This is a genomic window from Capillibacterium thermochitinicola (genome assembly GCF_013664685.1).
GTDB lineage: Bacteria > Bacillota > UBA4882 > UBA10575 > UBA10575 > Capillibacterium > Capillibacterium thermochitinicola.
Window position 1 is genome coordinate 24983 of the sequence record NZ_JAAKDE010000017.1, and the last position, 13749, is coordinate 38731.

Here is a 13749-nt window from a genome sequence, read left to right on the forward strand (position 1 = left end):
ATGCACGAGCTGGGGATCGTTTTTCACATCATTAAGACCGTAGAGCGGGTCGGTACGGAGAACAAGCTGACGATGGTTTCCACGGTCACCCTGGAACTGGGCGAGGTTTCCGGGGTGGTACCGGAAGAACTTACCGCCTGCTGGGCCTGGGCGGTCAAGAAGACGGAACTGATGAAAGAGGCCAGGCTCGCCATTGAAACAATCCCGGCGTTGACCTTCTGTGAAAGCTGCCAGGAGACTTACCAAACGGTCCGGTACGGACGGATCTGCCCCTTCTGCGGTAGTGAACAAACCTATCTGGTGCAAGGGAATGAGATCAACCTGAAGACGATTGAAGCCTGTTAAAGAATGACGCGCAAGGCTATTTGCGGGAGGAACTACCGATGGAAAAAGTTCGGATTATCGAGATTAAGGAGAGTGTTTTTGCGGATAACGACCGGGAAGCCGCCCGTCTCCGCGCTAAACTGAAGCGGGAGAAGACTTTCCTGCTAAACCTGATGTCATCCCCGGGCAGCGGCAAAACGACCCTGCTGTTGCGGACTATCGAAGCGCTCAAAGAGAAACTGCGGATCGGTGTATTGGAAGCCGATATCGATTCGGCGGTGGATGCGGAAATGGTCGTCACCACCGGGGTAAAGACCATTCAGATCCATACCGGCGGGATGTGCCACTTGGACGCGGGCATGACCGAGCGGGGCTTGCAGGAACTGGGTACTGCTGATCTGGATCTGGTTATCCTGGAGAATGTGGGGAACTTGGTCTGCCCGGCTGAGTTTGATACCGGCGCGGTGAAGAACGCGATGATCCTTTCGGTACCGGAAGGGCACGACAAGCCGCTCAAGTATCCGCTGATCTTCACCGTTTGCGATGTATTGATCATTAATAAAATTGATGTGTTGCCCTATTTTGATTTTGACTTGGACAAGGTGAAGGAGTACGCGTTGCGGCGCAACCCTAACCTTAAAATCTTTCCTCTTTCCGCCAAGACCGGCGAAGGGATGGAAGCTTGGCTTGCTTGGCTCCAGCAGCAGGTGGAAGAGTGGATTGCGACTACTTGAGGCAGGGGGGAACCATGGCCGGAGCGATACTCAGCGCTGGCGGGACGGCACCCGTTTCCGTGGGATTTAAACCAGCCGAAGATAGCTGGAATCAAAGGGTCATTTCTTTTTTTGACCGCATGGCACCGGAATGGGACGCCCGGATGATTATTGATGAGGCGAAACTCAGCTTCATTCTCGATGCGGCCGGGGTGAGGAAGGGTGCGGTTGTGTTGGATGTAGCCTGCGGTACGGGAGTGTTGTTCCCTTATTATCTCCGCCGTAATGTGGCCCGTGTGATCGGGGTGGATATTTCGGCGGAAATGGTGCGGATTGCCGCCCAAAAGGTGGCTGATCCCCGCTTTGAGGTGATCTGCGGGGATATCCAGAGAATACCTGTGCGTAGTGATTGTGATTGCTGTGTGATCTATAACGCCTTTCCCCACTTCGAAGACCCCCGGCGGCTTGTGGCCAGTCTAGCCCGCTGGCTTAAACCGGGTGGGCGGTTGACCGTCGCTCATAGTATGGGCTTGGAAGCGTTGCGGCGACACCATGCCGGAAGCGCCGCCCATGTTTCCCGGGAGATGCTTTCGGCGGAGGAATTGGCAGCCGTACTGGCCCCTTGGTTTGCGGTGGATACGATGATTGCAGACCGGGAGAAGTATATTGTGTCCGGGAAACGGAAAGAGATTGGTCTTGCGGATTTTTGATCCGGAGTGAAGTTGTCTTCAGTGTTAACGCCCGTCGAAACCGGGCGTTTTTTCGTAATACTAAGAAAGACTGGTTCAATAATGTTAAAGAATGAAGAAAGGGGTGCAAATTTGATCAAGGTCAAATTCAAGGCCGGGGCCCTTTGCTATAATGAAGCCGACAATAAAATTTAGAAAGGAAGAGAAATTATGGACTTTGAGCGCGTAAAGGCTAAACATTTAAAAACATTGGAACAATATGTGCCGATTGTCGCCCGTGTGCACGGGGAAAGTCACCCGGAATTTCATGAAGTCCGCCAAATATTTGACGCGATCAACAAAAAGCTGAAAGGGGCCGGCGCTGCGAAACCGGACTTGGTCAGTGAATTCCGAAAGCTGCGGGAAATTACGGACAATTACACCGTGCCCGATGATGTCTGTGAAAGCTATGCCGCGGTCTACAAAATGCTGGCCGAATTGGATGAGGCTTTTTAAAATTTGGAAGAGTTACCCGCCGGAAAGGCCGGACATGGAAGAAAGGTGGTGACGGTATGCAGCGCTATATTTTAAGGAACAAAAACAAGATTCTCCTGATGAGTGGAGTTTTGATTGGTTTTGGTTTTCTTAGCAAGGGAGCCATGGACAATCCGGTGCTTTTTCAATTGGCCTTGCTTGTTGCGGCGCTCTTCGGAGTCGCGCCCATTGCGATCCAAGCATACCAAGCCCTCAGAGTAAAAGTGGTCAGCATCGATCTGTTAGTGACCATCGCCGTGGCGGGGGCGTTTTTGATTGGCAATTTCGAGGAAGCGGCTATTGTCACCTTTCTTTTCCTCTTTGGGGCCTTTTTGGAGCAACGGACCTTAAATAAAACCCGTTCCGCCATTAAAGCGCTGACCGAGATGGCCCCCGAAACCGCGCTTAAACGAAGGGAAGACGGCGAGTTTGAAGAGGTGGCGGTGGATGAGGTTGCGGTCGGTGATGTATTACTGGTAAAAACAGGGGCCAAGGTTCCGGTGGACGGACATGTGATCGCGGGGAGAGGCAGTGTGAACGAAGCAAGCATTACCGGCGAATCCATCCCCGTGGCGAAAGAAGAGGGGTCAAAGGTTTATGCCGGGACTATTCTCGATAACGGGACCATCCAGATGGTGGCGGACCGGGTCGGGGAAGATACAACCTTCAGTAAGATCATTGCCCTGGTGGAGGAAGCCCAGGACTCTAAATCGAAGGCGGAACGTTTTATTGACCGCTTTGCGAAATACTACACCCCGGCCGTGCTTGCCCTCTCCGTCATCGTTTGGTTATTCGCGCGCCGGCTCGAATTGGCCATTACCATTCTTGTACTTGGTTGTCCGGGGGCTCTGGTCATTGGCGTTCCGGTTTCGAATGTCGCCGGGATCGGCAACGGGGCCAGGCACGGTGTTCTCCTGAAGGGGAGCGAAGTGGTTAGTGCGTTTAGCCGGGTACAGACCATGGTCTTTGATAAAACCGGAACCCTGACGGTCGGGGGGCCGGCGGTCGCCGAAACCGAGTATTATGGTGACCATATTGAAGAAGCGTTGGGTTACCTGGCTAGTGTGGAACGGGAATCGGATCATCCCTTGGCCAAAGCGGTCTTGGCAGCGATTGGCGAGACAGAATATTCAACCGTGGAAGCGACCGAAGTGGTGAAAGGGAGCGGCATTATCGCCCAGGTCAACGGACACCGCGTCGCCGTCGGCAATGTCGCCTTAATGGAAAGAGAAAAAGTTGAACTGAATGCGAAAGCCCGGGCGGACATTGCCCGTTTCCAAAAGAACGGCGATTCCCTGGTCCTCACGGCCGTCGATGGCGAGCTTAAAGTGTTGATGGGGGTCCGTGACCAGATCCGGCCCGGGGTGAAAGGAGATCTCCGCAAATTAAAGAAGCTGGGCGTCAAGAACCTGGTGATGCTGTCCGGCGACAACCAAGGGACGGTTGATGCGGTCAGTCGGGAGCTGGGCTTGACGGAAGCCCATGGGAATATGTTACCGGAGGAAAAAGCAGCCTATATTCGACGGTTAATTGAGGAGGAAGGCCAGATTGTTGCCTTTGTGGGCGACGGGGTTAACGACAGCCCGTCCCTGGCTTTGGCGAGCATCGGCATCGCGATGGGCGGCGGGACCGACGTGGCGATCGAGACCTCCGATGTGGTCTTGATGAATTCCGATTTTAGCCGTCTTCCCCACGCCCTGGGTTTGGCCAAGGCAATCACCCGGAATATGAAACAAAACATTTTGATCGCGGTTGCCGTTGTCCTGGTCCTGCTGGCCAGTCTTTTGTTCAGTGACTGGATGAACATGTCCATCGGCATGCTGGTGCATGAAGGCAGTATCTTGGCTGTTATCTTAAACGGGATGCGTCTTTTGCGGTACCGTTTAAGATAACTGATTTTCCGCCTGTTGCAATGAATTGCCCGGTTCGAGCCAGACTGTTATAAACGGGCATGCGAACTTTAACCGCCTGGCGCAAACCGCCGCGCCCGCCTGACGGGCCGGGACCATTAAGATATAAAGGTTTAAAGGAGAGATGAATAGTGAAGAAAGCCACGATTCAACTGGAAACCTTGACTTGCCCCTCCTGTCAACAGAAGATTGAGAAGGCCGTCAAAGCTTTGGCCGGGGTCGAGAAGGAGAGTGTGAGCGTCCTCTTCAACGCCAGCAAGGTCAAGCTGAACTTCGATGAGGAGAAAGTTTCTATCGACGAGATCGAAAAGGCGATCACGGCCCTCGGGTATGAAGTAAAAAAAACGCAAGTTAACGGGTAGCAAGGAGAAAAAAGACACCGCGGCGCGGTGTCTTTTTTTATTTTTGAAAAGGCAGAAAACGGAAACAAAGCGGAGGGGGCCGTTTTCCGTTTTAGCGGCAGATTCCCCGATCCGCACTGCGCAAGAAACGGATAAAATGATCGATCTCCGCAATGCCTTGGAGTTCATGCTCCATCTTTTCGATTGCTTGCTCAATGGAAAGGTTGGAGCGGTAAAGAATCCGGTAAGCCCTTTTGATCTCATTCCGGACATCGGGAGGGGCATCGTTCCGGCGGAGACCGACAATATTAATCCCGGCAACCCGGGCCGGATTTCCATCGGCAATAATAAAGGGCGGCACATCTTTGACGATTTTGGTGCAGGCTCCGATCATCGCCAGCTTACCCACCTTCGTAAACTGGTGAATTCCGGACAACCCGCCGATGGTCACCCGGTCTTCCACCGTTACGTGGCCGGCGAGGGCCGAACAGTTGGCCACGACCACATAACTGCCCACCTGACAGTCATGGGCCACATGGGCATAGGCCATAAACAAGTTATTATTGCCGATCCGGGTTTCCCCCCCGCCCCCTTCAGTCCCGCGACTTACCGTCACGTTCTCCCGGAAGATATTATTATCACCGATAAACAAGAAACTCTTTTCGTCCTTGAACTTTAAGTCTTGGGGTTCGACGCCGATGGAAGCGCCATGATAAAATTTGTTATTATTACCAATCTTCGTCCACCCGTCAATCACGACATGAGGTCCCACCACACAACCGTCACCCAGTTCCACGTGTTCGCCGATTATCGCGTACGGACCGATCACCACATTTTTGCCGAGTTTCGCTCCGGGATGTACTAAGGCCGTTTCATGAATTTCTCTGATTGTTACTACTTTATTCTCCACTATGTTCATGCAAGGGACCTCCTAATCACACATCTGAAGAATTTTTTCACAAAAAAGGGGTGCTACCGTCACCCAATGGAATTTCCGGGCCCTCCACCGCCACCAGCAGGTTATCCACCTGGAGGCCATGCAAAGCCGCCATCAAGTGCTCGATCGTCCGGATCCGCCACTTGTCCGGACCCACGAATAGCAATTTTATTCTGCAAAGTTTGCTCAAACCCTTTCATAGTTTTTATATTTTTCACCAACTTACGACATGGAGGCGGTTAAAACAGTGGAAGGGTAGGCGGTTCTGACCACTTCCTCCAGGATCCGGACCAACCGCTTGGCGGCCCCCGGTTCACCCACAACTCCTTTGAGACGTTGGGAAATTTGCGTCAGACCCGCTTTATCCTGTAACATTCCAAGCGCAGCTTCGGCCACCTGATCGGGGGAGATCTTCCCGATCAGTTCCGGGACAATCTCCGCTTTGGCCAACCGGTTCGGCCAAGCCGTAAACTTAATCTTGGCCAGAAATTTAGGAACCAGCTTCCTTTTGAGCACTTTCCCCAGGAGGGGGAGGCCGCCGATCAATCCGGCCAGCCCTTCAAGGGGGATCTTTTCCGGATGGTTTAACGGAATGGTGACGACCATGGGTACGCCCAGCGCCGCCAGCTCAACCGTATTCGTGCCGGGGATTGTCAATGCCAAGTCCGCCCAGTTCATTAAGGAATACTGTTGATGATGGAAACAGGGAAGGCGAAGACCGGTCGCCGTTTTAATCTCACCCAGGACCTTTAAAGGACCGACGGAGTCCAAAGAACCTTTCCCTGCCGGAGAATAAGTGGCAGACACTCCCCATTCCCGGGCTCCCCAATCGGAAAGGGCGGCCACCAGTTGCTCTTCCGTGACAAAGGGCGAAATACTCACCGCCATCCCCAGCGACGGCATCTGGGCTTTGATTTTCTCCGCTGTTTTCATATAAAAAGCAAGCATATATTGGAAATGGACCGGGCGGCTTCCGGGAAGCAACAACAAGCCGGGCGCTTCCTCATTTCCCATCAGTTTTTTCATCTGTTCTTTCGAATACTCGGGGTTAACCGCATCCAACATTAAATTGCCAATTACTTCCGTTTTCCTTTTTACCGCCGGCTTCTTTACTTTATCGGCCATCCAAGGGTAAGCCGTGGCAAACCGCGCAAAAGAGTTGGTCCAGTTGGTCAGTCCTTCCGTATAGGCAACGGCCGGGTAACGAAGGCGTTTCGCCAACAAGGCAGCATAAGTCAGATCGCCCCCTAAAAAAAGGATGATTCCCTTTCCGGCCGGGTTAAACTCGGCCGGTAATTTCCCGGTTATAATGAAACGGACCGTTTCTTCCGCACCAATCACCTGTTTTACTTGGGGCAGTTCCGCCACAACCCGGCTTTCGGCGCCACTGGCAAACGGGCACGGGGGAATAAACACCGTCAGCCGGTACGGCCATGGGAAATCCTGGAGAGCATCAACAACCGGTTTCAACCATCCGGAGACTTCCCCCGGACTGTTTACAGTAATTATAATATCCAACGGCATTTGCCTAGCTTCCCCCTTTTTACAAGTTGTGATATAATTAGTTTACATTTTGGTTTCCCGAAAAGATAAATTACCAGAGGGGATGAATGGGATGGACACCCCGTCGGCACAAAACCCCGGACGGCAAAGGCAGAAGATAAAGATCATAATAGAAAAAACCGGTTGGTACTTAACCTTTGCCTTGGTTCCGTGTGGACAGCCCTACTTTGGTCTTTTGTTTTTATTAATCGCGAAACTGGCCTCCCTGTTCAGCAGGGAAAAGCAGGAGCCGATTCTTTCCTCCGTCCCACGTTTAGCCAAACGCACCGGACAACTGTTTGTTTTCTTACTGGTTTACATGTTCATCAATAGCTTTTTCTCAAAGCAGCCCTTAAATTCTTTTTTGCTTTCCTTGGCTTTTACCTTAGTCTTTTATTTTTATTTTTTCGGCAGTCAGCGTCTCGCCTTCTATGACCGGAAGTTCCTGACCACCTGCTTTTTTCTCTTTACTGGCGGCGGCATCGCCGTCTCGGCGGCAACTTTAATCCGCTATTTTAGCCTAAACCTTCCCCGGGCTGAGCTTTTTGGCGGCCCCAACAGCCTGGGGACTTTAATCATCATGTACACCGGCGTCGGCCTCGGCTTTCTCCTGGCGAAAGGGAAACCTTACGCTTACTTTGTTTTCCCCTTTTTAACGGCGTCCGTTTGCGCTCTTTTGGCCACCCAGTCCCGCGGCGCCTGGGTCGGTTTTGCCGGAATGTTAGTCCTCCTTATGCTCCTTAACTACAAAAAGAAAATCACCCTTATCTTTCTCGTCATCTTGCTGCTGGCCGCTGGTTTGCTGATGATTAACCCTACTCTCAACGACCGCTTTTTATCTATTTTTTCTCTTGATAAGGGCGGCAACATGACCAGGATTCATATTTGGCAAGCCAGTTTAAACATGATTAAGGATAAACCGCTCCAGGGTGTAGGTTTAGGGGTTTTCCCCGCCGTCTATCTCGAATACGCACCTCCGGCGGCGAAGAAGGAAAAAACCTTTGCTTTCGCCCATAATATTTTTCTCCAGATGGCCGCCGAATTAGGGCTACCCGGTTTTCTTCTCTTTAGCTTGGCCTTTGCCCACACATACTTTCTGGCATATAAGTTGACCAAAAGCGGAAATCCTTTTTACCAGGGTATTTTTGCTTCGCTCGTGGGCGTCTTCATTCATCAACAAGTTGATCTCCCGATTTGGAAAACCAACATCGGCATCGGTTTTTGGCTTCTGCTTGGTTTGGCGGTCGGGCTTTATGCCATGGAAGCAAAGAAAACCGCAGTTACCACCGGCCCTTCTCAGCCTGATTGCCAGAGCCTGACCATGCCGGGTCAATCCTAATAAAAAATTAGGGCCGATCAAGGACAAAAGGAGTTATTGACGGTGGGCTTAAAAGCCAGTGTAGTAATTCCTACTTACAATTCCCAGGATCTGCTTGCCTTTTGCTTAAGGGCGCTTTTTAACCAGACGGCTCCTCCCACATCTTACGAACTGATTGTGGTGGATGACGGGTCCACCGATGAGACGCCGGCCGTCGTTGCCGGCCTCCAAAAGGAAGCCCCCTGCGCCCTGCGGTATATCCGGCTGGAACATGCGGGGCGGGCCCGCGCCCGGAATGCCGGAGCCTTGGCCGCCCGGGCCCCCGTTATTATCTTTTTGGACAGCGACATGATCGTCCGGCGTGAATTTGTCGCCAGCCATCTTGCCGCCCATACACGCCCCGGTTTGGTCGTCAACGGTTCCGTCCTGAACACGCCCGTCCCGGCGGATCCCAACGAAAAAGCGCCGCAGTATAATGACTTTTCCCGGGCCTTCTTTGCCACCGGCAATGTCTCGGTGGAACGGGAAAAGCTCATCGCCGCCGGTCTCTTTGACGAGAGTTTCGTCGAATACGGCTGGGAAGATTTGGAGCTTGGGCACCGTTTGCGTCAGCTGGGTTTAAAGCGGGTGAAAAACCTTTCCGCCTGGAGTTACCACGTACAAGCCCCCGTTACCGCGGAAAAAATCCCGGCCATCCTCCAGAAAGAGCGGGAACGGGGTCATATGGCCGTCCTCTTTTACCGGAAGCATCCTTCCTTCAGTGTCAAAATGGTGACCCTGATCTCGCCGGTTTTTTTTGCCTGGGTTAAACTCTTAACCCCTTTCCGCTGGCCGGAACGGCCGGGGGCCGCCAAACTCCTGGCCTTCTGTGAACAAAAAGGGTATAAATTTGCCTTCAACTTGATCCTCAGTATCATGCGGAGTTACGCTTATGTCCAGGGCCTGAAGGAAGCCTTGACAAAAAAGGAACCTTAAACCTCAAGCCAGGTACTCCTTGATCCGGAGGGCAAGCTTCCGGGCTCCGCCCGGCTCGCCCATCCGCTGCCGCCCGCAGCGGCCCATCCGCTCCCGGGCCGCCGGATCACAAAGCAGCGCCAAGGCGGTTTTGGCCACCACCTCCGGCGCCCTGGGCAGCAGACAAACGGCATCCCCCAGTAAACGTTTTTGTCTTTCCGCAAACACCCTCGTAAATTGGGCGCCCCGCCCAGGGAAAGTGAGGACCGGCTTTCCCATTCCGGCGGCCTGTTCATTGCCGGTTCCCGCCAGCCCGATCACGAGATCACAGGCAGCCAGGAGATCACCGAACCGTCCTTGCACGATGGTGATCCGTAACCGGCCCCAGGCCTCTTCCCGGTCCAGGTGTCCCCGGACGCCCCCTTCAAGTTCTTGCGCCGCCGGTTCCGCTGCCAGCCAACCATCCGGCCCCAGTCTTTTACTGAGTTCCTGGAAGTTCAAACCGCCGGCCAAAGCCACGAAATAGCGGCGTCTTTCCTCGACCCCTTGCCCTGCCGCCAATTCTTCCAAAGCCAACACCGCCGCCGTCAAATCCCGCATGTTGGCGTAGGCCTCCTCCCGGCTGCCCGGAAGGAGGAGAATGACCCGGCCCGCCTTTTCCTGAAAAGCCGCGGGGTTGGTCAAGGTCAGGCCGTCCATCATAAGATTGCCGACAAACTCAGCCGGTAAACCGTGGCGCGCCAACGAAGCGGCCGTCCGGGCATCCCGGGGAAAGATTTGCCGGCAAAACCGGCGCATGATCCGGCGTTCGATCCAAAGATGGGCCGCAATATAGTCGGATTTGGCGGTCGGCAGAAAGAAAATGGGTTCCTTTAAAAAAAGCCCCGCCAGGGTCAATAGATAAACATCGCCGGCACAGACCGCCAAATCCACGCTTCCCCTTAATTGACGGAGCATGTTCACCTGGGCGCCAATCTGCCGGAAGAGCCCCGCTTTTACATCCCGGAGGAAATTGCCCAGGCTGTTCCGGGTAAAGCCCCCGCTGGGCAAGGGTCCGGCGCCCATCAGCACCGGAATTCCTTTTGCGGCATAAGCCCGTCCGGTCCCAACCAGCGGGAAGCCCAGCAGTTCAAATTCGGGCGCCACTTGCGCCAACTGTTCGCCTAAAACCGCGGCGATCTCGTCCTCGCCGTGGCCGTTACTGAGCAAAAGCACCCGCCGGCGTTCTTCATTTCTCACCGTACTCACCCTTTACACCCTGCCCCTCTTCGTCACTGTGGAAGATTGCGCCCTCGCCATACATTTTCGCATATAACCCGTGGGCTTGTAATAACTCCTCATGGGTACCGACCTCCACAATTTTTCCGTGGGAAAGGACGACAATTTTGTCCGCCCCCTGGACGGTGGAGAGGCGATGGGCAATGATAAAGGTGGTCCTTCCTTTCATTAAGCGTTCCAGGGCCTCCTGCACCAGCCGTTCCGCTTCGGTGTCCAAAGCCGAGGTGGCTTCGTCCAGGATCAGGATCCGCGGGTTCCGCAGGAGCGCCCGGGCGATGGCAATCCGTTGCTTTTGTCCCCCCGAAAGCTGGGAGCCCCGTTCCCCGGCCAGGGTTTGGTAGCCGTTGGGGAGCGCGGTAATGAACTCATGGGCATTGGCCATCTTTGCCGCGTTGATAATCTCTTCCTCGGTGGCGTCCGGTTTTCCGTAGGCAATATTCTCCCAGATGGAGACCCCAAATAAGATCGTCTCCTGGGGGACCAGGCCGATCTGCCGGCGTAGGGAAAATATTCTCACATCCCGCACATCATAACCGTCCACCAGCACCGCCCCGCTGGTCGGCACGTAAAAACGGGGTATCAAATTGACCAGACTGGTTTTCCCGGCTCCGCTGGGCCCCACCAGGGCCACCACTTCACCGGGGGCCACTTTTAAATTGATCCCGGAAAGAATCTCCTGGCCCGGGCGGTACCCAAAGCTGACATTGACAAATTCCACTTCACCCTTGATTTCCGGCAAGACGATGGCGTTTGGTTTGTCCTGTAAGTCTTCCCGGTGATCCAGGATCTCAAACAACCGGTCCGCGCCGGCCAGCGCCTGCTGAAAAGTGTTGATGGTGTTGGTCAGGGTGGTGATCGGGGTTCCGAGCATTCCGATGTAGGTGAAGAAGGTGACTAAACTCCCGGTGGTTAACCGGCCATAGAAAACCTCCAGCCCGCCGTACCAGAGCACCAGGGCAAGCCCCACCACATAAAGGATCTCCACCATCGGGGTTAACAAAGCGATCGCTTGCGCCGACTTCATATTTGCGTTGAAACTGGCTTCGTTTTCCCGGGCAAACCTTTTCGCCTCGTGTTTTTCCATGGTAAAAGCTTTTACTACCCTGATTCCGGTAAAAATCTCTTGGAGCACTGCCGTCAGATCGGCAATGGTTTCCTGCACCCGGTGGCTGATCCCCCGGATCCGCTGGCCGGCTTTGGAGACCACAAAAACAATGAGCGGTAACACGGTGAGGGTAATTAAAGCCAGCCGCCAGTTTAGCAAAAAAACGGCGACCAGGATCCCCACCAGCATAAAGCCATTGGATAGGAGGGAGATGACCCCGGAGGAAACAATATTTTGAATTTGCCCCACATCACTGGTGATCCTGGCAATCAACTCGCCGACCCGCTGTCCCTCCAAAAACCCCACCGACATTCTTTGGAGATGTTGAAAAACCTCTTCCCGCAGGTTGGTTACCACCCGTTGCCCTAGATAGCTGGTGAGGTAACGTTGGAAATAGGAGAAAAAACCTTTGACCAGAGCGAGAAAGAGAACGCCCACCACAATTACATTTAAGAGCCTTATGTTTCCCCCGGCATTAAAAACCCGGTCAATAAGGTAATTCCCAAAAAGATAAGGAAAAGCTAGATTGACGAGGGAGACAATGACCATCGCCAAAATGGCTCCGCTGAATTCCTTCCAATAAGGTTTAACGTAGAGAAAGAGCCGGTAACCGGTGCTCATTTGAACTTTGGTTTCTCTTTCTCGTCCTTTGTTCATTCTTTTCAACAAAATCAAGCCTGTCCTTTCCTTCTTTTCTCTAAGAAGTCCCGGATGGCCTCCGCCGCCCGTTCGGCGGCATGCCCGTCGGGTTGATAAAAGATCTCCTCCCGGGCACTCCGGCGTTCTTTCGCGTAGGCTTCCGGATGGGCTAAAGCCTCTTGCACCGTCGCCCAGACCTGACCGCGGCGTTTCACCACCGGCCCGCACCGCCAAACCCAGGTCTTCCGTTGGCCAAAGGGCAGGGGACGGGGGTCCAGAAAGACAAAGGGCCGGTCAAAACAGAGAAACTCATGGGTGACCGCAGAAATATCGGCAATCAAGAGATCGGCCCCCGCCATGACCGGAATGACATCGTATTCATAACCCAGCAATTTAATCCTGGGGTTTTGGCCGGCCAACGTTTCCACCATGCGGTAATTGCGCCGGTCATACCTTTTAGTATTAGGATGAAGTTTCACGATTAAGTTATACCCTTCCGGCATTCCGGAAAGAACCTCCGCGCCATATTTGGGCAAACTCGTATTGAATTTGCTATCTTGCCAGGTGGGTGCATATAAAACCGTGGGCAAATCCGGATCAAGGCCCAGGCGCTTTATGGTTTCTTCCCGGTCAAACTCCCCCTTGAAAACCCGGTCGGCTTTAGGATAACCGACAATGGCGTAATTGTCTTCCGTGAGTAAACCGGCAGCCTTCATCAACCGGTGAGCCCGCTGCCCCGGGAGCAAAAGGAAGTCATAATCCCGGATTTTACTGCTATACCCATAAGTTTTATCGGAAGTCCCGTGAAAGACCTGGATATGAGCGGTATCAAATTTCACATTCAAGTAGCTTTTGGAATAATCCGGTTGGATAATGGCCTCGGGCTTTAGTTCCGCCAATCTCTGTTGCAATTCGGCCCGGGTGGCGTAAAATTCCGCCTTCACTTCGGGAAAATCTTCGCGCAGGATCCGGAAGGAATCCGGCCCGTCGGTCAGGACCGTTCCGCCCAGGACTTTTGCAATATAAATAAATGAAGGGATCTGATGAATAGAGTTGTCCACATAATAAGCAATCAACGCGCACGCCTTCCTTCCTTGTCTTTCCTGTCTCCTCTTTCGACCTTAGCATATCCGCCGGTGCCGTCTTTTTTTCACCTGCAGATGGTTCATCATTAAGCTTTCGAGGTAGACTAACCGTAATCCTGCCCGCCATTTCACTTTTTATTGTTACCGCCCATGTCTTCTTTATCTTCTGAGGGCTTGCCCTCCTGCCTATTGTTGCCGATACGGCCGGGCCTGGCGCCACCGGACGAAAGCCGTCATTTCCGGTTGCCGTTTGCAAGTTTTCCCATTTATGTTAGTGTAAAATTACTGTAGATTTTATGGAGGAGATATCTTTACAAAAAGAGAAGAGGAACCTCACATTCGGCAAGAATGAATACCCCCCGAAGGAGGTCGAGGTTCTTCATGGATTTAGTTCGTTTAGT

General features: G+C 53.2%; 14 protein-coding genes. 8 read left to right on the top strand and 6 right to left on the bottom strand.

Annotation, left to right across the window (positions count from 1 at the left end):
* The 6 genes from G5B42_RS08985 to G5B42_RS09010 all read left to right on the top strand — a co-directional run bounded on the left by G5B42_RS08985 (window position 1) and on the right by G5B42_RS09010 (window position 4511).
* Window positions 1-345 carry a hydrogenase maturation nickel metallochaperone HypA gene (locus tag G5B42_RS08985; protein WP_181340140.1) on the top strand — a complete coding sequence of 115 codons (345 nt, stop codon included), beginning with the start codon at window positions 1-3 and terminating at the stop codon, window positions 343-345.
* A gap of 38 nt (window positions 346-383) precedes the next feature.
* Window positions 384-1058: a hydrogenase nickel incorporation protein HypB gene (gene hypB / locus G5B42_RS08990; protein WP_181340141.1), complete on the top strand. Its 675-nt coding sequence runs from the start codon at window positions 384-386 to the stop codon at window positions 1056-1058.
* Window positions 1059-1072: 14 nt separating this feature from the next.
* Window positions 1073-1747 carry a class I SAM-dependent methyltransferase gene (locus G5B42_RS08995; RefSeq protein WP_181340142.1) on the top strand — a complete coding sequence of 225 codons (675 nt, stop codon included), beginning with the start codon at window positions 1073-1075 and terminating at the stop codon, window positions 1745-1747.
* 189 nt (window positions 1748-1936) lie between these two features.
* Window positions 1937-2221 carry an iron-sulfur cluster repair di-iron protein, ric gene (locus G5B42_RS09000; protein WP_181340143.1) on the top strand — a complete coding sequence of 95 codons (285 nt, stop codon included), beginning with the start codon at window positions 1937-1939 and terminating at the stop codon, window positions 2219-2221.
* A 56-nt stretch (window positions 2222-2277) separates the two neighbouring features.
* Window positions 2278-4131 carry a heavy metal translocating P-type ATPase gene (locus G5B42_RS09005; RefSeq protein ID WP_181340144.1) on the top strand — a complete coding sequence of 618 codons (1854 nt, stop codon included), beginning with the start codon at window positions 2278-2280 and terminating at the stop codon, window positions 4129-4131.
* Between the two features lie 149 nt (window positions 4132-4280).
* Window positions 4281-4511, top strand: a complete 231-nt coding sequence (locus G5B42_RS09010; protein WP_181340145.1) for a heavy-metal-associated domain-containing protein — start codon at window positions 4281-4283, stop codon at window positions 4509-4511.
* Between the two features lie 91 nt (window positions 4512-4602).
* On the opposite strand, the gene lpxA is transcribed toward G5B42_RS09010, so the two are convergent.
* From lpxA to G5B42_RS09025, 3 genes are all read right to left on the bottom strand, one after another.
* On the bottom strand, window positions 4603-5409 hold the full coding sequence (lpxA, locus tag G5B42_RS09015) for an acyl-ACP--UDP-N-acetylglucosamine O-acyltransferase (protein WP_181340146.1): 807 nt from the start codon (window positions 5407-5409) through the stop codon (window positions 4603-4605).
* A gap of 37 nt (window positions 5410-5446) precedes the next feature.
* Window positions 5447-5584, bottom strand: coding sequence for a UDP-3-O-acyl-N-acetylglucosamine deacetylase (locus G5B42_RS11945; protein WP_331274096.1), 138 nt, complete (start codon window positions 5582-5584; stop codon window positions 5447-5449).
* 65 nt (window positions 5585-5649) lie between these two features.
* The gene (locus G5B42_RS09025; RefSeq protein WP_181340148.1) at window positions 5650-6951 is read right to left on the bottom strand and encodes a glycosyltransferase family protein; all 1302 of its coding nucleotides are present in this window, start codon (window positions 6949-6951) and stop codon (window positions 5650-5652) included.
* Window positions 6952-7042: 91 nt separating this feature from the next.
* Between G5B42_RS09025 and G5B42_RS09030 the strand changes: the two genes are divergently transcribed.
* Both G5B42_RS09030 and G5B42_RS09035 read left to right on the top strand, forming a co-directional pair.
* Entirely contained in the window at window positions 7043-8308 is a 1266-nt protein-coding gene (locus G5B42_RS09030; RefSeq protein ID WP_181340149.1) for an O-antigen ligase family protein, read from the top strand.
* 42 nt (window positions 8309-8350) lie between these two features.
* Complete coding sequence (locus G5B42_RS09035; RefSeq protein ID WP_181340150.1) at window positions 8351-9262, top strand: glycosyltransferase; 912 nt, start codon at window positions 8351-8353, stop codon at window positions 9260-9262.
* 3 nt (window positions 9263-9265) lie between these two features.
* Here G5B42_RS09035 and G5B42_RS09040 read toward each other — a convergent pair whose 3' ends face one another.
* From G5B42_RS09040 to G5B42_RS09050, 3 genes are read right to left on the bottom strand one after another with little or no spacing between them, the layout of a single operon-like run.
* Window positions 9266-10489: a lipid-A-disaccharide synthase-related protein gene (locus tag G5B42_RS09040; protein WP_181340151.1), complete on the bottom strand. Its 1224-nt coding sequence runs from the start codon at window positions 10487-10489 to the stop codon at window positions 9266-9268.
* Window positions 10470-12245, bottom strand: a complete 1776-nt coding sequence (locus G5B42_RS09045; RefSeq protein WP_181340152.1) for an ABC transporter ATP-binding protein — start codon at window positions 12243-12245, stop codon at window positions 10470-10472. Before G5B42_RS09045 ends, G5B42_RS09040 begins: the two co-directional genes overlap by 20 nt.
* 50 nt (window positions 12246-12295) lie before the next feature.
* Entirely contained in the window at window positions 12296-13339 is a 1044-nt protein-coding gene (locus G5B42_RS09050) for a CDP-glycerol glycerophosphotransferase family protein (RefSeq protein WP_181340153.1), read from the bottom strand.
* Window positions 13340-13749: the final 410 nt, after the last annotated feature.